The 19,495-nt window shown below is 70.1% G+C and carries 17 protein-coding genes; 15 read left to right on the plus strand and 2 right to left on the minus strand.

Annotated elements, in window-relative coordinates; all coding sequences use genetic code 11:
* Positions 1-119: 119 nt before the first annotated feature.
* From FHR66_RS16490 to FHR66_RS16515, 6 genes are read left to right on the plus strand one after another with little or no spacing between them, the layout of a single operon-like run.
* Positions 120-1,634: a CoA-acylating methylmalonate-semialdehyde dehydrogenase gene (locus tag FHR66_RS16490; RefSeq protein WP_160969190.1), complete on the plus strand. Its 1,515-nt coding sequence runs from the start codon at positions 120-122 to the stop codon at positions 1,632-1,634.
* Positions 1,634-2,824 (plus strand): acyl-CoA dehydrogenase family protein, encoded by a 1,191-nt coding sequence (locus FHR66_RS16495; RefSeq protein WP_160969142.1) that lies wholly within the window; start codon positions 1,634-1,636, stop codon positions 2,822-2,824. Before FHR66_RS16490 ends, FHR66_RS16495 begins: the two co-directional genes overlap by 1 nt.
* Entirely contained in the window at positions 2,821-3,630 is an 810-nt protein-coding gene (locus tag FHR66_RS16500; protein WP_160969140.1) for an enoyl-CoA hydratase, read from the plus strand. The genes FHR66_RS16495 and FHR66_RS16500 overlap by 4 nt, the downstream gene beginning before the upstream one ends.
* On the plus strand, positions 3,627-4,802 hold the full coding sequence (locus tag FHR66_RS16505) for an enoyl-CoA hydratase/isomerase family protein (RefSeq protein ID WP_343160685.1): 1,176 nt from the start codon (positions 3,627-3,629) through the stop codon (positions 4,800-4,802). Before FHR66_RS16500 ends, FHR66_RS16505 begins: the two co-directional genes overlap by 4 nt.
* Positions 4,799-5,689 carry a 3-hydroxyisobutyrate dehydrogenase gene (gene mmsB / locus FHR66_RS16510; RefSeq protein ID WP_160969136.1) on the plus strand — a complete coding sequence of 297 codons (891 nt, stop codon included), beginning with the start codon at positions 4,799-4,801 and terminating at the stop codon, positions 5,687-5,689. Before FHR66_RS16505 ends, mmsB begins: the two co-directional genes overlap by 4 nt.
* A complete protein-coding gene (locus FHR66_RS16515) occupies positions 5,686-6,348 on the plus strand; it encodes an epoxyqueuosine reductase QueH (RefSeq protein WP_160969134.1) in 663 nt (220 codons plus the stop codon). Before mmsB ends, FHR66_RS16515 begins: the two co-directional genes overlap by 4 nt.
* A gap of 42 nt (positions 6,349-6,390) precedes the next feature.
* Here FHR66_RS16515 and FHR66_RS16520 read toward each other — a convergent pair whose 3' ends face one another.
* Entirely contained in the window at positions 6,391-7,056 is a 666-nt protein-coding gene (locus FHR66_RS16520) for a response regulator transcription factor (RefSeq protein WP_010342764.1), read from the minus strand.
* A gap of 139 nt (positions 7,057-7,195) precedes the next feature.
* On the minus strand, positions 7,196-9,139 hold the full coding sequence (acs, locus tag FHR66_RS16525) for an acetate--CoA ligase (RefSeq protein ID WP_160969552.1): 1,944 nt from the start codon (positions 9,137-9,139) through the stop codon (positions 7,196-7,198).
* A 215-nt stretch (positions 9,140-9,354) separates the two neighbouring features.
* On the opposite strand from acs, the gene FHR66_RS16530 reads away from it, so the two are divergent.
* The 9 genes from FHR66_RS16530 to FHR66_RS16570 all read left to right on the plus strand — a co-directional run bounded on the left by FHR66_RS16530 (position 9,355) and on the right by FHR66_RS16570 (position 19,449).
* Positions 9,355-10,767, plus strand: coding sequence for a DcaP family trimeric outer membrane transporter (locus FHR66_RS16530; RefSeq protein WP_160969550.1), 1,413 nt, complete (start codon positions 9,355-9,357; stop codon positions 10,765-10,767).
* A gap of 32 nt (positions 10,768-10,799) precedes the next feature.
* The gene (locus tag FHR66_RS16535; protein WP_160969548.1) at positions 10,800-11,117 is read left to right on the plus strand and encodes a DUF485 domain-containing protein; all 318 of its coding nucleotides are present in this window, start codon (positions 10,800-10,802) and stop codon (positions 11,115-11,117) included.
* Positions 11,114-12,844, plus strand: coding sequence for a cation acetate symporter (locus tag FHR66_RS16540; protein WP_160969546.1), 1,731 nt, complete (start codon positions 11,114-11,116; stop codon positions 12,842-12,844). Before FHR66_RS16535 ends, FHR66_RS16540 begins: the two co-directional genes overlap by 4 nt.
* A 182-nt stretch (positions 12,845-13,026) precedes the next feature.
* The gene (locus FHR66_RS16545) at positions 13,027-13,524 is read left to right on the plus strand and encodes a M35 family metallo-endopeptidase (protein WP_160969544.1); all 498 of its coding nucleotides are present in this window, start codon (positions 13,027-13,029) and stop codon (positions 13,522-13,524) included.
* A gap of 125 nt (positions 13,525-13,649) precedes the next feature.
* Positions 13,650-14,333, plus strand: a complete 684-nt coding sequence (gene yjjG, locus FHR66_RS16550) for a pyrimidine 5'-nucleotidase (protein WP_160969542.1) — start codon at positions 13,650-13,652, stop codon at positions 14,331-14,333.
* Positions 14,334-14,546: 213 nt separating this feature from the next.
* The gene (locus FHR66_RS16555) at positions 14,547-15,983 is read left to right on the plus strand and encodes a coniferyl aldehyde dehydrogenase (RefSeq protein WP_160969540.1); all 1,437 of its coding nucleotides are present in this window, start codon (positions 14,547-14,549) and stop codon (positions 15,981-15,983) included.
* A 534-nt stretch (positions 15,984-16,517) separates the two neighbouring features.
* The gene (locus FHR66_RS16560; RefSeq protein ID WP_160969538.1) at positions 16,518-17,621 is read left to right on the plus strand and encodes a glycerophosphodiester phosphodiesterase family protein; all 1,104 of its coding nucleotides are present in this window, start codon (positions 16,518-16,520) and stop codon (positions 17,619-17,621) included.
* 95 nt (positions 17,622-17,716) lie between these two features.
* Positions 17,717-18,598, plus strand: coding sequence for a peptidylprolyl isomerase (locus FHR66_RS16565; RefSeq protein ID WP_160969536.1), 882 nt, complete (start codon positions 17,717-17,719; stop codon positions 18,596-18,598).
* A 2-nt stretch (positions 18,599-18,600) separates the two neighbouring features.
* Positions 18,601-19,449: a hypothetical protein gene (locus FHR66_RS16570; protein ID WP_160969534.1), complete on the plus strand. Its 849-nt coding sequence runs from the start codon at positions 18,601-18,603 to the stop codon at positions 19,447-19,449.
* Positions 19,450-19,495 lie beyond the last annotated feature (46 nt).

Here is a 19,495-nt window from a genome sequence, read left to right on the forward strand (position 1 = left end):
GCGGTGGGCAACCTGACGAGCGGAACGACGTCGGGGCCCTTGCGCCGCGCGTTCGCTTGTCCTGTCCATCGCCGCCCGCCCGGTGGTGATGCGATGAGGAGACAGGACCCGTGAACCAGATGACCCGGACCGGCGCCGACGTGGCGACCGTCAAGCTCTTGATCGACGGTGCGTTCGTCGAATCCAGCAGCAGCCAATGGCGCGAGGTCGTCGATCCGGCGACCCAGGACGTGCTCGCGCGCGTGCCGTTCGCCACGGCCGCGGAAGTGGATGCCGCCGTGGCCGCCGCGCAACGCGCGTTCGCGAGTTGGCGCAAGACGCCGATCGGCACCCGCGCGCGGATCTTCCTGGCCTATCAGCAACTGATCCGTGCGCACATGGGCGAGCTGGCGGCGATCCTCACCCGCGAGCAGGGCAAGACCCTGGCGGACGCGGAAGGCGACGTGTTCCGCGGCCTGGAAGTGGTGGAACAGGCCGCGGCGATCGGCAACCTGCAGCTCGGCGAACTGGCCAACAACGTCGCCAACGGCGTGGATACCTACACGCTCTTGCAGCCGTTGGGCGTGTGCGCCGGCATCACCCCGTTCAACTTCCCGGCGATGATCCCGCTGTGGATGTTCCCGATGGCCATCGCCACCGGCAACACCTTCGTGCTCAAGCCATCCGAGCAGGATCCGCTGGTGACCATGCGCCTGGTCGAACTGGCGGTGCAGGCGGGCGTGCCCAAGGGCGTGCTGAACGTCGTGCATGGCGGCGCCGAGGTGGTCGATGCGCTGTGCGACCACGCCGACATCAAGGCGCTGTCGTTCGTCGGCTCCACCAAGGTCGGCACCCACGTCTACCGGCGTGCGGCGCTGGCCGGCAAACGCGTGCAATGCATGATGGGCGCGAAGAACCATGCGGTGGTGTTGCCGGATGCGGCGCGCGAGCAGACCCTCGACGCGTTGGTGGGGGCGGCCTTCGGCGCCGCCGGCCAGCGCTGCATGGCCGCTTCGACGCTGGTGCTGGTCGGCGAGGCGCGGCAGTGGATTCCGGCGCTGGTGGCCAAGGCGCAGACGCTCAAGGTCAACGCCGGCAGCGAACCCGGCACCGATCTGGGGCCGGTGATCTCGCGCAGTGCGCGCGAGCGCATCGAAGCGCTGATCGCCACCGGCATCGCCGAGGGCGCGACGCTGGAACTGGACGGACGCAACCCGACGGTGCCCGGATTCGCTCATGGCAACTTCGTCGGCCCGACGATCTTCTCCGGGGTCGCGCCGGGCATGCGCATCTACGACGAGGAGATCTTCGGCCCGGTGCTGGTGATCCTGGAGGCGGCTACGCTGGAAGATGCGATCGCCCTGGTCAACGTCAATCCGAACGGCAACGGCACGGCGCTGTTCACCCAGTCCGGCGCCGCCGCACGCAAGTTCCAGGAGGAGATCGATGTCGGCCAGGTCGGCATCAACGTGCCGATTCCGGTGCCGGTGCCGCTGTTCTCGTTCACCGGTTCGCGTGCCTCCAAGCTCGGCGACCTCGGCCCCTACGGCAAGCAGGCGGTGCAGTTCTACACGCAGACCAAGACCGTCACTGCGCGCTGGTTCGACGATGCCGGCGCCGGGCAGGGCGTCAACACCACGATCCGCCTGTCGTGATGGCCGCGGCGATGCAGTGGCCGCTGGAGCAGTCGGCCGATGTCGGGCTGGACGAGGCGCAGCGCGCCTATCGCGAGGCCGCGCGCGGCTTCGCCCAGGCCGAACTGGCGCCGCACGCGGCGCGCTGGGACGCGGACGGGATCTTTCCGCGCGAGGCGATCGGCAAGGCCGGCGAACTCGGCTTCTGCGGCCTGTACGTGGACGAGCACGCCGGCGGCAGCGGGCTGTCGCGCCTGGATGCGGCGATCGTGTTCGAGGAACTGGCCGCGGTCGATCCGTCCACCGCGGCCTTCATCAGCATCCACAACATGGCCACCTGGATGCTGACCCGTTTCGCCACGCCGGCCGTGTGCAGGGACTGGGGCGCGGCGTTGGCCAGTGGCGCCAAGCTCGCCTCGTACTGCCTGACCGAACCCGGTGCCGGCTCCGACGCGGCCGCGCTGAAGACCCGGGCGGTGCGCGATGGTGACGGCTACCGCATCGACGGCAGCAAGGCGTTCATTTCCGGCGCCGGCGCGACCGACCTGCTGGTGGTGATGGCGCGCACCGGCGAGGACGGCCCGCGCGGCATCAGCGCGTTCGCTGTGCCGGCCGATGCGGCGGGCATCGCCTATGGGCGCAACGAGGACAAGCTGGGCTGGCACAGCCAGCCGACCCGCGCGGTGAGTTTCGACGGCGTGCGCGTGCCGCTCGCGCATCGCCTGGGCGAAGAGGGCGAGGGCTTCCGCATCGCGATGCGCGGCCTCGATGGCGGCCGCCTCAACATCGCTGCGTGCTCGCTGGGCGCGGGGCAGGGCGCCCTGGACGCGGCGCGGCGCTATCTGGGCGAGCGCCGCCAGTTCGGCAAGAAGCTCGCCGAGTTCCAGGCCCTGCAGTTCACCCTGGCCGACATGGCCACGCAACTGGTCGCCGCGCGGCAGATGGTGCACACCGCCGCACGCAAGCTCGACGCCGGCGCGCGCGATGCGACGGTGTGGTGCGCGATGGCCAAGCGCTTCGCCACCGATGCGGGCTTTTCGATCTGCAACGACGCGCTGCAGTTGCACGGCGGCTACGGCTACATCCGCGAGTACCCGGTCGAACGCCTGCTGCGCGACAGCCGGGTGCATCAGATCCTGGAAGGCACCAACGAAATCATGCGCGTGATCGTCGCGCGCCACCTGTTGAACACCGAAGAGGAATTGCGATGAGCGCCGCCGACACCTCCTACCGCCGCCGGGACTGGACCGGGCTGGCCCTGCAGATCGACGGCCACACTGCCGTGGTCACCCTGTCCAATCCGCCGGCCAACACCTGGACGGTGCACAGCCTGCGTGCGCTGGGCGAACTGGTCGGCGCGCTGGACGCCGATCGCGACATCTATGCGCTGGTGCTCGTGGGCGCCGGCGAGAAGTTCTTCAGCGCGGGTGCCGACCTCAAGCAGTTCGCCGACGGCGACAAGGCGCTCGCGCGCGAAGCGGCACGGCGCTTCGGCGAGGCCTTCGAGGCGCTGAGCCGATTCCGCGGGGTCAGCATCGCCGCGATCAACGGCTATGCGATGGGCGGCGGGCTCGAAGCGGCGCTGGCCTGCGACCTGCGCATCGCCGAGGCGCAGGCGCAGATGGCCTTGCCCGAAGCGACGGTCGGCCTGCTGCCCTGCGCCGGCGGCACCCAGAACCTGCCGCGGCTGGTTGGCGAAGGCTGGGCCAAGCGCATGATCCTGCTCGGCGAACGGGTCGACGCCGAGACCGCGCTGCGGATCGGCCTGGTCGAGGAAATCGTGCCGACCGGGCAGGCGCTGGCGCGCGCGCTGGACTGGGCGGCCAAGGCGGCGCGGCAGAGTCCGATCAGCGTGGCCGCGGCCAAGCGCCTGGTGCAGGCCACCCGCATGCAGTCGCATGCGAGCGCGCTGGTCAGCGAGCGCGAGGCGTTCGTGGATCTGTTCGACAGCGCCGACCAGGCCGAGGGCGTCAACGCCTTCCTCGGCAAGCGTGCGCCTGTATGGAGGAACGCGTGAGCGCGCTCGCCACCGACGCCGCCGCGGTGCTGTTCGAGACGCGTGCCGCTGGCGACGGCCGCCGCATTGGCATCGCCACGCTCAACGCGCCGCGCACCCTCAATGGCCTATCGCTGGAGATGGCGCGCCTGCTGGATGCGCAGCTGACGCAGTGGGCGCAGGACGCGACGGTGGCACTGGTGGTGCTGCAGGGCGCGGGCGAGAAGGCGTTCTGCGCCGGCGGCGATCTGCATGGCCTGTATCGCGGGATGCGCGAGCGCGTGGCGCACGGCGTTGACACGCAGGCGGACCCGCGCGGCGATGCGCATGCCGAGGCCTTTTTCGAAACCGAGTACCGCCTCGACTACCGCATCCATACCTTCCCCAAGCCGGTGCTGTGCTGGGGCCACGGCATCGTGATGGGCGGCGGGATCGGGCTGATGGCGGGCGCCAGCCACCGCGTGGTCGGCGAACGGTCCCGGCTCGCCTTCCCCGAGATCACGGTTGGCCTGTTTCCCGACGTCGGCGGCAGTTGGCTGTTGTCGCGGGTGCCGGCGCATGCGGGCCTGTTCCTGGCCTTGACCGGCGCACCGCTCGGTGCCGGCGATGCGATCTATGCCGGCATGGCCGATGTGCACGTGCCGGAGGCGGCGCGTGCGGAGGTGCTGGCCGCGCTGCAGGCGACGTCCTGGCCGGCTGCCGCGCAAGACACCTCGCGCGCGCTGGACGCGCTGCTGGCCCGTTTCGCCACGCCTGCGCCGGCCGGTCCGTTGCAACGGCACGCCGCGGCGATCGCCAGCGCCTGTGCGCACCCCACGCTGGACGCGGTGGTGGCGGCGATCGCCGGCCTCGATGCCACCGATCCGTGGATGGCGACGGCGCAGGCGACGTTGGCGGCCGGCGCGCCAGGCTCGGCACGGCTGGCCTTCGAGCTGCAGCAGCGCGCCGCATCGCTGTCGTTGGCCGAGGTGTTCCGGCTGGAGTACACCGTCGCCTTGCACTGCGCCGCGCATGGCGATTTCGCCGAAGGCATCCGCGCGCTGCTGATCGACAAGGACCGCGCCCCGCACTGGCAGCCGGCCACCCTCGAGGCCGCGTCCGCCGCGTGGGCGCGCGATTTCTTCCACGCGCCCTGGCCGCCGCAGGCCCACCCCCTGGCCGATCTCGGCCGCCACACGGAGACCCGCGCATGAGCCGGATCGCTTTCATCGGTTTGGGCAACATGGGCGGCCCGATGGCCGTCAACCTGGTCAAGGCCGGGCACGTGGTCCGCGTGTTCGACCTCAACCCCACTGCCCTCGCGGCTGCCGCCGCCGCTGGCGCACATGCCGCCGACAGCGCGGTGGCCGCGGTCGCCGAGGCCGAGGTGGTGATCTCGATGCTGCCGGCCAGCCGTCATGTCGAAGACCTGTTCCTCGGTGCGCAGGGGCTGCTCGCGCACATTCCCGCAGGCGCGCTGCTCATCGACAGCAGCACGATCGCTCCCGCCTCCGCACGCGCGCTGGCCGCTGCGGCCGAGGCCCGCGGCCTGCAGCCGCTGGATGCGCCGGTGTCCGGCGGCACCGCCGGCGCCGCTGCCGGGACCTTGACCTTCATCGTCGGCGGCCCGGCCGCGACCCTGGAGCGCGCGCGGCCGGTACTGGAGGCGATGGGCCGCAATATCTTCCACATGGGCGAGGCCGGCGCCGGGCAGGTGGCCAAGCTGTGCAACAACATGGCGTTGGGGGTGATCATGGCCGCGACCGGCGAAGCGCTCGCGCTGGGCGCCGCGCATGGGCTGGATCCGGCGGCGCTGTCGCGGATGATGGCGGTCAGCACCGGCCGCAGCTGGGCCACCGAGGTCTGCAACCCGTGGCCGGGCGTGCTGGAACAGGCGCCGGCCTCGCGCGGCTACAGCGGCGGCTTCGGCAGCGACCTGATGCTCAAGGACCTGGGCCTGGCCGCGGAGGCGGCGATGGCCACCGGCGCGGCGATCCCGCTCGGCGAACTGGCGCGCAACCTGTACGCGCTGAACCGCCGCCAGGGCCGCGGCGGCCTGGACTTCTCCAGCGTCGTGCAACTGTTGGCGGATTCGCCATGAGCAATGTCCGCGAGCGCCTGACCCTGCCCGGCGACGGTGGACGCCTGCTGCTGCACTCGTGTTGCGCGCCGTGTTCCGGCGAGTTGATGGAGGCCTTCGTCGAGTCCGGTATCGACTACACGGTGTTCTTCTACAACCCCAACATCCACCCGGCCAGGGAATACGAGCTGCGCAAGCAGGAGAACATCCGCTTCGCCGAACAGCATGGCGTGCCTTTCGTCGATGCCGACTACGACACCGACAACTGGTTCGCCCGCGCCCGGGGCATGGAGAACGAGCCCGAACGCGGCATCCGCTGCACGATGTGCTTCGACATGCGCTTCGAGCGCACCGCGCTGTACGCGCACGAGCATGGCTATGCGGTGATGACCAGTTCGCTGGGCATTTCGCGCTGGAAGGACATGCGCCAGATCACCGACAGCGGCATCCGCGCGGCGTCCCCGTACCCGGCGCTGACCTACTGGGACTACAACTGGCGCAAGCACGGCGGCGCCGCGCGCATGGTCGAGATCAGCAAGCGCGAGCGCTTCTACCAGCAGGAATACTGCGGCTGCGTGTATTCGCTGCGCGACACCAATCGCCACCGCCGCGCGCAGGGCCGCGAGCGGATCAAGCTCGGCGTGCTGTTCTATGGCGACGAAGACGGGACATCGGGCTGAGCGTGGCCTGCAGGCCGGGGCGTGCGCGCTCCCGGCGGCGGCTCAGTCCTCTTCCGGCGGCAGCACGATGGCGTCGCTGTCGATGGCCAGCTTGCCGGCCAGCAGCACCGCCTGGGTGCGGTTGGTGACGCCGAGCTTGCGCAGGATCGCGGTGACGTGGGCCTTGATGGTGGCCTCGGACACGCCCAGGTCGTAAGCGATCTGCTTGTTGAGGCTGCCGGCGCCGAGCATCTGCAGCACCCGGAACTGCTGCGGGGTCAGTTCGCGCAGGCGCTGCCCGACCTCGCGCTCGGCGCGGTCGGTGGGCGGCACGTTGTGCGCCTCCGGCGGCGCCCAGTGTTCGCCGTCCAGCACCGTACCCAGGGCCAGGCCGATGGTGTCCGAGTCGGCCGACTTGGGAATGAAGCCGAACGCGCCGTGGTCCAGCGCGCGCCGCATCACCGTCGGCTCCTCGCGTGCGGACACCACCACCACCGGCAACTGCGGATGCAGCGCGCGCATGTGCACCAGCGCGCTGAAGCCCTGCGCGCCGGGCATGTTGAGATCCATCAGCAGCAGATCGGCATCGGCGTGGCGATCGGCCAGCGCGTACAGCGCCTCCACGCTGTCGGCCTCGTACAACTGCACCCCCGGCATCACCCGCTGCACCGCCCCACGCAGCGCCTCGCGGAACAGGGGATGGTCGTCGGCGATCAGCAGGGTGGGCATGGGGCGGGGATTCGGGATTTGGGATTGGGGATTCGTAGAGCAACAGCAACAGCGGAGCGTGACGTCGTCAGGAGATTGGACACGGACAGGGGACCGCTTTGGCGAATCCCCAATCCCGACTCCCGAATCCCGGCGCGCCTCAGCGCGCCAGCCGTTCGTTCACCAACGAATCCACCACCGACGGATCGGCCAAGGTCGAGGTGTCGCCGAGTTGGTCGGGGGCGTTCTCGGCGATCTTGCGCAGGATGCGGCGCATGATCTTGCCCGAGCGGGTCTTGGGCAGGCCCGGCGCCCACTGCAGGTGGTCGGGGGCGGCGATCGGGCCGATCTCCTTGCGTACCCAGGCCACCAGTTCCTTGTGCAGGGCCTCGCTCGGCTGCTCCTCGGCGACCAGGGTCACGTAGGCGTAGATGCCCTGGCCCTTGATGTCGTGCGGGAAGCCGACCACCGCCGCTTCCGCCACCTTGGGGTGGGAGACCAGCGCGCTCTCCACCTCGGCGGTGCCGATGCGGTGGCCGGAGACATTGATGACATCGTCGACGCGGCCGGTGATCCAGTAGTAGCCGTCTTCGTCGCGGCGGCAGCCGTCGCCGGTGAAGTAGCTGCCCGGGTAGGTGCGGAAATAGGTGTCGATGAAGCGCTGGTGGTCGCCGTAGACGGTGCGCATCTGTCCCGGCCAGGAGTCGCGCAGCACCAGGTTGCCCTCGGTGGCGCCTTCCAGGATCTCGCCGTCGGCGCTGACCAGCGCCGGCTGCACGCCGAAGAACGGCAGCGTCGCCGAGCCGGGCTTGAGGTCGATGGCGCCGGCCAGCGGGGTGATCAGGATGCCGCCGGTCTCGGTCTGCCACCAGGTGTCCACGATCGGGCAGCGGCCGTCGCCGACCACGTCGTAGTACCAGCGCCAGGCCTCGGGATTGATCGGCTCGCCGACGCTGCCGAGCAGGCGCAGGCTCGTGCGCGCCGTCTTCTTCACCGGCGCCTCGCCTTCGCGCATCAGCGCGCGGATCGCGGTCGGGGCGGTGTAGAAGATCGTCACCTGGTGCTTGTCGATGACTTCCCAGAAGCGCGACACGCTCGGGTAGTTGGGCACGCCTTCGAACATCAGCGCGGTGGCGCCGTTGGCCAGCGGCCCGTAGACGATGTAGCTGTGGCCGGTGACCCAGCCGACGTCGGCGGTGCACCAGTAGATGTCGTCCTCGCGCAGGTCGAACACGGTCTCGTGGGTGTAGGCGGCGTACAGCAGGTAGCCGGCGGTGGTGTGCAGCACGCCCTTGGGCTTGCCGGTGGAGCCGGAGGTGTAGAGGATGAACAGCGGATCCTCGGCGTTCATGCGTTCCGGCTCGCACTCGGCCGGCTGGGTGTCGACCACGTCGTGGAACCAGCGGTCGCGCGGGGCCTGCATGTCCACCGCACCACCGGTGTGGCGCACCACCAGCACGGTTTCCACGCTGGTGGTGCCGGGCAGCTTCAGCGCCGCGTCCACGTTCGCCTTCAGCGGGATCTTCTTGCCGCCGCGCAGGCCCTCGTCGGCGGTGATGATCAGCTTGCTGCCGCAGTCGATCACGCGGTCGGCGATCGAGTTGGGCGCAAAGCCCCCGAACACCACCGAGTGGATCGCGCCGATGCGCGCGCAGGCCAGCATCGCCACCGCCGCGTCGGGGATCATCGGCAGGTAGATGGTGACGCGGTCGCCCTTCTGTACGCCGAGCGCGCGCAGCGCGTTGCCGAGCCGGCACACGCGTTCGTACAGCTCGCGATAGGTGACGCGGTAGGACGGCGCGTCCGGGCTGTCCGGCTCGAACAGCAGCGCGGTCTTGTCGCCGCGGGTGGCCAGTTGCCGGTCCAGGCAGTTGACGCTGGCGTTGAGTTCGCCGTCGTCGAACCAGCGGATATGGAAGTCGTCCAGGGCGAAGCTGACGTCCTTGATCCGGGTCGGCTTCTTGAACCAGTCCAGGCGCTCGGCCACCTTGCCCCAGAACGCCTCCGGCTGTTCCACCGATGCCTTGTACTGGGTCTGGTACTGGGTCTTGTCGACCCGCGCCCGGGCGGCGAACTGCGGATCGACGGGATAGAGATCGGCCATGGTTCCCTCTGCAATGAACGGGGCGCCGCATGCGGCGGCGCGTCAATGCGAAGTGTGCCGCATCCGGCGTTAAGCGCACACGCGCCGGGCCTTAGACGATGGTCGTAACTCAGCCGACGTTCGACTAATGGCCAATAGGCGCTGCCATCGCGGTCGCGCACGCTGCGGTTCGGCCGCGCCTGTGCGTGCGGCGATCCATTATTCGGGAGGGAGTAATGAGCAACCGCATCGCATCCTTGGCGCGTCGCCCGTTGGCGGCCGCGCTGTTGGTGGCCCTGGTCGCGCCTGGCGCGGCCTTCGCCCAAGGCAAACCCTCGGCGCGCGAACAGGCGCTGGAGACCCGCGTGGCCGAGCTGGAGCGGCAGGTACAGCAACTGCTGTCCGCGCAGCAACAGCAGCAGGGGCAGATCGCGCAGACCCAGACCGAGGTCGCCGCGGTCCGCTCGACCCAGGCCGCGCCGCCGCCGGCACCCCCGGCGCCGTCGGCCGGCAAGGCGCCGATCCAGGTCACCACCATCACCCCGGGGGCCACGCCCGGCACCACCTTCAAGGTCGGTGGCTTCATCAAGGCCGACTTCCTGGCCACCCGCACCGGCGACGGCCAGCTCGCCGACGACGCCACCGGCCGCGCGCTGTACCTGCCCGGGCAGACGCCGGTGGGCGGCGCCAAGTCCGGCACCGACTACAACGCCCACGCCAAGTTCTCGCGGATCAACTTCGGCGTGGACAGCGTCACCGACGGCGGCAACAAGGCCGGCGCGCTGGTGGAGCTGGATTTCTTCGGCAATTCCCTGGGAACCCAGACCGCCACCAACACCTACGGCGCCACCCTGCGCCATGCCTACATGTACTGGAACCACTGGCTGGCCGGCCAGACCTGGTCCAACTTCATGGACCCGGCGGCGCTGCCGGAAGCGGCCGACTTCATCGGCCCCACCGACGGCGTGGTGTTCGTGCGGCAGGCGCAGGTGCGCTACACCAACGGCGGCTTCAGCATCGCCCTGGAGAACCCGGAAACCACCCTGTACACGCGCAGCGTGGCCGGCGTGGTCAGCACCACCAGCTCCGACCGCGGCGCGCTGCCGGACCTGACCGTGCGCTACGGCTGGAAGGGCGACTGGGGTAGCTTCGGCGTCGCCGGCGTGGTCGGCCAGCAGAAGATCGACAACCGCGCCACCGGCGCCGACGCCAGCAAGGCCTCCGGCGGCCTGACCCTGGGCGGCAAGTGGGTGGCCAGCGACAGCGACAGCCTGTTCTACCAGCTTACCGGCGGCGAAGGCATCGGCCGCTACATCGGCCTGGGCATCGCCCAGAACGCGGTGTACGACGCTGCCGACCGCGACCTGGACACGGTCGGGGTGGTCGCCGGCTATGTCGGCTGGCGCCACGCGTTCTCGCCCAAGCTGCGCACCAACCTGATCTATGCGCGCAGCGACTACGACAACGACACCGCGCGCACCGGCCTGGGCGTGACCAAGAGCGTGCAGAGCATCCGCGGCAACGTCTTCTACTCGCCGCTGCCCAAGGTCGATATCGGCGCCGAGCTGATGTACGGCAAGCGCGAGATCGAAAGCGGCGCCAAGGGCGACATCACCCGCCTGCAGTTCACCACCAAATACAGCTTCTGATCCGCGCCGCGGCCACTTTCCGGAGTCACCACATGACCCTCTCCAACGACGCGCTGATCGCCAAGATCGACGCCAATCCGAAGTATCACGCGCTCAAGCGCCAGCGCAACGCACTGGGCTGGACGCTGACCATCCTGATGTTGCTGGCCTACTTCGGCTTCATCGGCCTGATCGCCTTCGACAAGGCGTTCCTGGCCCAGCCGATGGGCAGCGGCGTCACCACCATCGGCATTCCGATCGCGATCGGGGTGATGGTCTTCACCATCGCCATCACCGCGATCTACGTGCGTCGCGCCAACACCGTGTACGACCAGCTGACCGCCGACATCCTCGAGGACGCCCGCCAATGAGCAAGCACCTGCGCTTCCTTCTGCTGCTGCTGGCCGCGCTGCTGCCGGCCGGCGCGGCCCTGGCCGCGGGCGGCGATGTCGGCCAGACCGACAAGCAGCCGACCAACTGGGTGGCGATCGGAATGTTCGCCTTCTTCGTCGCCGGCACGCTGTGGATCACCAAATGGGCGGCGAAGAAGACCCGCTCGGCATCCGACTTCTACACCGCCGGCGGCGGCATCACCGGCTTCCAGAACGGCCTGGCGATCGCCGGCGACTACATGTCGGCGGCCTCGTTCCTGGGCATCACCGCGGCGGTGATGACCAATGGCTACGACGGCCTGATCTACGCCATCGGCTTTTTGGTCGGCTGGCCGATCCTGACCTTCCTGATGGCCGAGCGCCTGCGCAACCTCGGCAAGTACACCTTCGCCGACGTGGCCGGCTACCGCTTCGCGCCGACCGCGATCCGCAGCTTCGCCGCCTCCGGCACGCTGGTGGTGGTGCTGTTCTACCTGATCGCGCAGATGGTCGGCGCCGGCGCGCTGATCAAGCTGCTGTTCGGCCTGGACTACTGGGTGGCGGTGAGCCTGGTCGGCGTGCTGATGATGGTCTACGTGCTGTTCGGCGGCATGACCGCCACCACCTGGGTGCAGATCATCAAGGCGGTGCTGCTGCTGACCGGCGTGACCTTCATGGCCGTGGCGATCATGTGGCACTTCAACTTCAGCTTCGAGGCGCTGTTCGCCGAGGGCGTGCGGGTGAAGTCCGCGGTGGCGGCCAACGGCGGCGCCTCGCCGGAAGAGGCGGCCAGTGCCGGCCTGTCGATCATGGGCCCGGGCGGCTTCGTCAAGGATCCGATCTCGGCGATCTCCTTCGGCATGGCGCTGATGTTCGGCACCGCCGGCCTGCCGCACATCCTGATGCGCTTCTTCACCGTCCCCGACGCCAAGCAGGCGCGCAAGTCGGTGCTGTGGGCCACCACCTGGATCGGCTACTTCTACATCCTGATCTTTATCATCGGCTTCGGCGCCATCGCCCTGGTGCTGACCAACCCGCAGTTCGCCGACGTCGCCACCGGCACCATCCACGGCGGCAAGGGCGCGGCCAACATGGCGGCGGTGCTGGTCGGCAACGCGGTGGGCGGCAACGTGTTCATGGGCTTCATCTCCGCGGTGGCCTTCGCCACCATCCTGGCGGTGGTCGCCGGCCTGACCCTGTCCGGCGCCTCGGCGGTGTCCCACGACCTGTACGCCACGGTGATCAAGAAGGGCAATCCGGCCCCGGGCTCGGAGCTGAAGGTGTCGCGCGTCACCACCATCGCGCTGGGCATCATCGCGGTGTTGCTGGGCATCGTGTTCGAGAAGCAGAACGTGGCCTTCATGGTGTCGCTGGCCTTCGCCATCGCCGCCTCGGCCAACTTCCCGGTGCTGATCCTGTCCTTGCTGTGGAAGGACTGCACCACCCGCGGCGCGGTGATCGGCGGCTTCCTGGGCCTGATCTCCTCGCTGGTGCTGACGGTGCTGTCGCCGTCGGTGTGGGTGGACACGCTGGGCAACCCGACCGGCTCGGCGCCGTTCCCGTACACCTCGCCGGCGTTGTTCTCGGTGACGATCGGCTTCGTCGGCATCTGGCTGTTCTCGGTGCTGGACCGCAGCGCGCAGGCCGGCAAGGAACGCGCCGCGTTCAAGGCGCAGCAGATCCGCGCCGAGACCGGGCTGGGCGCCTCGCGCGGGTCGGGTCACTGAGCCATCGACACGGCGGTCATCGACAGAACGCCGGCCTCGTGCCGGCGTTCTGCGTTGGAGCGACCGTGACTTTTTGGCATCAGCATCTGCGCCTGCTGATCTGAGGCGCTGACCGAGTGCCGGCTCGCGCTGGTCGCCGCACGCTTGCGTCACGGCCATGTGGCCGATGACGAGGCAGAACGATGACACGCCCATTGAATCCGCAGGAATTCCAGGTCGCCGACAAAGCGCTGGCAAACGCCGTGGCCCTCTGCAACCACGTCCTCGGGCTGTCCGATCAGGCGCTCGCCGGCCTGGTCGGCAAGCACTTCGACAGCCGCGGCACCCCCGCACATCTGGACGGCTACCGTCGAGACTACCGACAGATCGTCGAGGCACTGCAGCGGCTGGACCGCAAGGCCGCGTTCGAGTTCGACGAGCACGAGGCCGAGGACACGATCGCGTACGTGTGGCCGAACAATCCGCAGCGGATCTACCTGTGCGCGGCGTACTTCACCCTGGATGCGGTGGAGCAGGCGGGGACCCTGGTTCACGAGGCGTCGCATTGGGCGGTGGTGCGGGGCACCGACGACCATGCCTATGGCGAGCGGCAGGTCCGGGCGCTGTCCTATACGCTCAAGCGCAACACCGCCGATGCCTACGAGTTGCTGGTCGAGGACCTGGCACGGACGGGCGGATGACGGCGCCAGGCGGCAGCGTGGTACTGAGTTGCCGCACACACGACGCCGGCCCTCGGGCCGGCGTCGTCGTCTGCACGGCGGGGCGGCGCTACCATGAGCGCCCGCCGCCTTCGTCGTGCCGCCACATGCGCTACCGCTGGATCCTGTTCGACGCCGACGACACCCTGTTCCACTTCGACGCCTTCGCCGGCCTGCAGCGCATGTTCGCCGGCTACGGCGTGCAGTTCGGCGAAGCCGAGTACGCCGCCTATACCGCCTGCAATCGACCGCTGTGGGTGCAGTACCAGAACGGCGCGATCACCGCGCTGCAATTGCAGCAGCGCCGTTTCGCCGATTGGGCGCAGCGCCTGCAGACTGAGCCGGAGACCTTGAACACGGCGTTCCTGGCGGCGATGGCCGAACTGTGCACGCCGCTGGACGGGGCGGTGGCCTTGCTCGACGCCTTGCGCGGGCGCGCGCGTCTGGGCTTGGTCACCAATGGCTTCGGCGCACTGCAGAACGCGCGCCTGCAACGCACCGGCCTGCACGATCGCTTCGAGGTCATCGCCATTTCCGAGGTGGTGGGCGTGGCCAAGCCGCACCCGGGGATCTTCGCACACGCGCTGGCGCAGCTGGGCGATCCGCCGCCGGCGCAGGTGCTGATGGTCGGCGACAACCCGCAGGCGGACATCGGCGGCGGCCTGGCCGCGGGCCTGCACACCTGCTGGTTCAATGCGCACGGCGCCGCGGCGCCGGAGGGCATCGTGCCGCACCATGAAGTCGCCTCGCTGGCGCAGTTGCAGGCGTGGTTGCTGGAAGAACCGGCGTAGCTGTGTGGATGCGCGGGAGCGCCTGAGTTTATCGGGCCGGGACTGAAGTCCCTCCCACAGGTGGCACTTCAGTCCGCGGCGATGCTGGCGCGCCCCTTGTGGGAGGGACTTCAGTCCCGACGCGACCCGCTGTGAAACCCCAGGGTCTCGGTCGTGCCGCTGCCCTGCGACTGACGCGCACGACACCCGCAACCGCCATCGTATAGTGCGCCCATGCCGACCCCCGTTGCCGATGCCGCTTCCGCCGACACGCCGCTGGCCGCCCTGCCAGTCACCCTGCAGCGCCTGCGCGCGGCCTGGCAATCGGCCAAGCCGGAGCGGACGCAGCGCCGCGAGGACCTGCTGCGGCTGCGCGCGGCGCTGAAGCGGCGGCTGCCGGAGATGGCCGATGCCATCGCCGCCGATTTCGGCCACCGTTCGCGCCACGAATCGCTGCTCGCCGACGGCATGACCGTGCTTGGCGAGATCGACCACCTGCTGCGCCACCTCAAGCGCTGGATGCGCCCGCAGCGGGTCGGCGCCGGCTGGCGGCTGTGGCCGGCACGCGCGGAAGTGCGGCCGGTGCCGGTCGGCGTGGTCGGGGTGATCGCGCCCTGGAACTACCCGGTCAACCTGGCGCTGATCCCGCTGGCCACCGCCATCGCCGCCGGCAACCACGTCTACCTGAAACCCTCCGAACACACCCCGCGCAGCGCGCAGTTCCTGCAGTCGCTGCTGGCCGAGGTGTTCCCGCCGCAGCGGGTGGCGGTGGCTTTGGGCGGCGCCGAGGTGGCATCGGCGTTCGCCGCGCTGCCGCTGGACCATCTGGTGTTCACCGGCTCCACCGCGGTCGGGCGCAAGGTGATGGCCGCCGCCGCCGCCAACCTGACCCCGCTGACCCTGGAACTGGGCGGCAAGTCGCCGGCCATCGTCTGCGCCGACTACCCACTGGAACAGGCCGCCGCGCGCCTGGCCACCGGCAAGTGGTTCAACGCCGGGCAGACCTGCATCGCCCCGGACTACGTGCTGATCGACGCCGGCCGCGAGGCGACGCTGGTGCAGGCGCTGCGTGCGCAGGTGCTGGCGCGCTACGGCGATTTCGCCAGCGCCGAGGACTACACCCGCATCGTCAACGAGGGCCAGTACCGGCGCCTGCGCAACTATCTGGACGATGCCCGTGCGCGCGGTCTGGAGGTCATCGAACTGGCCACGGTGGAGCGCGAACGTGCCGAGCGCGAGCGGTTGATCGTGCCCACGCTGGTGCTGCAGCCGGGCGACGACGCGCTGCTGATGCAGGAGGAGATCTTCGGCCCGATCCTGCCGGTGCGCAGCTACCGCTCCCTGGATGCGGCCATCGCCGAGATCAACAGCCGCGACCGGCCGCTGGCGCTGTATCCCTTCAGCCACGACCGCGCGCGGATCGAGACCATCCTGCACGCCACGATCGCCGGCGGCGTCACCGTCAACGACAGCCTGCTGCATTTCGCCGCCAACGCGCTGCCGTTCGGCGGCATCGGCCCCAGCGGCATGGGCGCCTATCACGGTCGTGCCGGCTTCGACGCCTTCAGCAAGGCGCTGCCGATCCTGTGGCAGTCGCGCCGCGCCGGCAGCGACCTGCTGAAGCCGCCGTATGCGCGGATCGCGCGCATGCTCTCGTTCCTGGTGCGGTGAGCGGGGCGCAGCCGACGTCCAGGTGCGGGTGCAGGGCGGGGCGATAGGGCACGTGCGCGCGGGTTTGGCTTCACCGCGACAGCCTGGCCGGTAACGCCTCGTCACGGCTGAAGCCGCTCCCACAACGTAACCACGTGTCTCGCCATGTCGCGGCAACAGCGGCGATGACTGGAGGCGTGCTTCAGCCGCGACCGGCACGTCCTCGATGCAGCTAGCGCGCTCCCGACGGCAGCGCTCGCCCGCCGCGGCCACAAGGCGGTGTCCGAACTCCCGCCACCAGGGCCCATCGCGCGACCAAAACTGCCCCAAATCGGGGCGCAGTCCACAGTCCCACACCGGGTCGTACCCCGGAAATAAATAATTCACAGTAAGTTATTAGGTTCTCGCCCGACGCCGCCGCCGATCACGGCGGCTCAGGCTCCTGCGCGAGACGTCCGTGCGGAGCGCAACACACGAGATGCCGCCATGCGTCGACCTGACCGGCGCTCGTCCCCCCCGTGTCTCCCCCTTTCCTTCAGAACCGGACGCAGCCCAATGAAGATCGCATTCGTTCCCTCGCCCCTGGCACGCGCCTGCCGCGTGCTCGGCGCCCTGGTGACCCTGGCCGTCGTGCCGCAGCTGGCGATGGCCAACTGCAACGACACCGTCGGTACCAAGATGAGCAACATCCTGTTCGGCGACAGCAGCGGCGACAGCGTCGTGCTGGCCCACCGCGGTCTGTGGGGCAAGTACGGCAACTTCCCCGACATGCCGGAAAACTCGCGCGGTGCGCTGCAGCTGGCCAACGACCAGTGCATGGACGGCGTGGAGCTGGACATCAAGATGACCAGCGACGGCGTGCCGGTGGTGCTGCACGACTGGAACCTCGGTCGCACCACCAACGTGTGGACCAGCCGTGCCGGCGAAACCAAGTACGACCCGATGAGCAACCAGGGCTACAACCCGTCGATCACCGTGACCCCGTGGTCGGTGGTCAGCGGCCTGTTCCTGCTGACCCCCGACCGCCGCACCACTACCGGCTACCACGTGCCGCGCGTGGACGAGCTGTTCTCCTACTTCAAGCAGCACGGCCTGAAGACCCCGATCGTGTTCGACATCAAGGACGCCGCCTCGGTGCGTGCGGTGTCGCGTGCGGCCGATGCCGCGTTCTCGGTGGGTGCGTCCAACTTCGTCGCGGCCAAGGTCAATGCCACCCTGTACCCGAGCCGCTCGGCGTTCCGCGCCGACACCACCAGCATGGTCGGCATTCCGGTGTTCACCACCAACATGCTGACCAAGATCAATGTCGACAACGCCATCTCGGCCTGGAGCGATACCAAGGAGGCGATGGAGATCAACGTCAAGCAGCTCGGCGGCCTGTTGCAGGGCCAGGCCGATCGCGTGCGCGAGCGCGGCGTGCGCGTGGGCGTGTTCCAGGCGATTCCGGACAGCCCGCGCGCCGGGGAGTTCTACCAGAACAGCGGCGCCTGCTGCTATCGCCTGTCGGACCTGTACTTCTCCTACTCCGGCGGCCGCGATACCGCCGACAACCGTGGCGATCTCAACTTCATCGTCAACCAGGAGGCGTTCAGCCTGATCACCACCGACGATCCGAAGGCGGCGATCGCCTACCTCAAGGCGCGCGGCAAGCACGACTGAGTCCTGGCACGTCCTGGCGGCCGACCCTACGTCGGCCGCCTCGTTGCGGCCGCGGCGCTTCGGCGCCACGCGCCCCCCTTTTCCTGGAGAAGCGCATGTCCCTGTCTTTCGCCAAGTCCGTCGCCAGGTCCGCCACCCTGGCCACCTGCGCGCTGGCCGCCTTCGCTGCCCTGGCCGCGCCGGCCGCCGAGACGGCCACCGCCGATCCGGTGGTGCTGCGCGTCGGTGCGCAGCAGTTCACCGCCAGCGAATACCGCGCCCTGGCCGGCGACGCCACGCGCGGCGACGCCGGCATCGACGACGCCTCCGTGGTGCGCCGCTTCGCCGACCGCGCCATCCTGCTCGACCAGGCCCGGCAACAGCATCTGCAGGACGACCCGGTGGTGGCCGCGCGCCTGCGCCGCGCCGCCGACGCGATCCTGGCCGAGGCCGCGCAGGCGCGGCTCAGCGCCGACGCGCACATCGACGAGGCGATGCTGCGCCGGCAGTTCGCCGCGCATCCGGACGACTACACCGAGTACCACCTGCGCCACCTGTTCGTCGCCATGCACCCGCAGGGCGGGCCGCGCAGCGGGCACATCCTGACCGAGGCACAGGCGTTGCAGCGGGCCGAGGCGCTCAAGCGCCAGCTCGATGGCGGCGCCGACTTCGCCACCCTGGCGATGCACGAGTCCGACGACACCGCCACCGCCGGCGAGGGCGGGCAGCTGTCGCCGACCTTCGGCCGCTATCTGGCCGATGCGTTCGATGCGCCGATCCGCCGGCTGGCGGTGGAGCAGGTCTCCGCGCCGGTGCGCGGACCCGACGGCTATCACCTGATCCGCCTGGATGCGAAGACCGCGGCGCGCTTCGAGGCGGTGCGCGGGCAGATCGACCTGCAGTTGCGCGAGCAGGCCGCGGCCGACGCCATGCAGCGCCTGCGCCAGGCGCAGCCGATGGCGTTCGACCGCGACGCCTACACGGCGGCGGCGCACTGAGCATGGCGGCGATGCGGCGTGCGCTGCTTTGGTTCGGCGGCGCGGTGGTGGTGGGGGTGGCCGCGCTCGCGCTCGCGGCGAAGCTGATGCAGCCGACGGCCGCGCCGGCCGTCGCCGCGAACAAGGCGCAAGCGCCGGCGCTGCCGCGGTCTGCAGCATCGTCGCCGCTGCCGACGTCCGCGACCACGCCGCCCGGTACGGCACTGGCGGCCGGCACCAGCGAGGCGCAGCGCCTGTCCGCCATCGCGCTGCTGGCGCTGGATTGCCGGCAACGCGCGCAGGCGCCGCCGTCCCGTCCGGCATTGCTGCCGGGCGCAGACGCCGAGGACGCCGCGGCCGCTGCGGCGAGACGGGCGGCCGAGCGGCAACGTCTCGCCGCCTGCCGTGGCGTTGCCGGGCTCGATGCCGCGCAGGTCGAGGCGATGCTGCGCAGCGCCGCGGCGCGCGGCGATGCCGATGCGCAACGCCAGTTGCTGGCGCAGCGGGTGGCGCAACTGCTCGCGCGCGCCGGCAGCGTCGATGCGGACGGGCACCGCACGCCGCTGTCGGCCGCCGACGAGCACGATGCCGAGGACGTGGTGACGCAACTGGAAGATCGCGCGCTGCATGGCGACCGCACGTCGATCGACGCCTTGGCGCAACTGCTGCGCGCGCCCTGGCTGGCGGTGGCCGATCCGCCGTACGCCGCGGCCTGGCAACTGGCCGCGCGGCAGGCGCCGGAGCGGCCGTTCCCGCCGCCGGACCAGGCGCTCGGCGCCGAAGAACTGCTCGACGGCCTGAACGAGGCGCAGCGCCAGCAGGCCTTGAGCCTGGCGCCGGCGCTGTTCGCCCAGTGCTGCGCACGGCGCTGAACGGCCTGGTGCCCGCGGTTTGGCCGGCGCCGCGGCTACGGTCAGA

The sequence above is a fragment of the Xanthomonas sp. F4 genome (assembly GCF_011761895.1).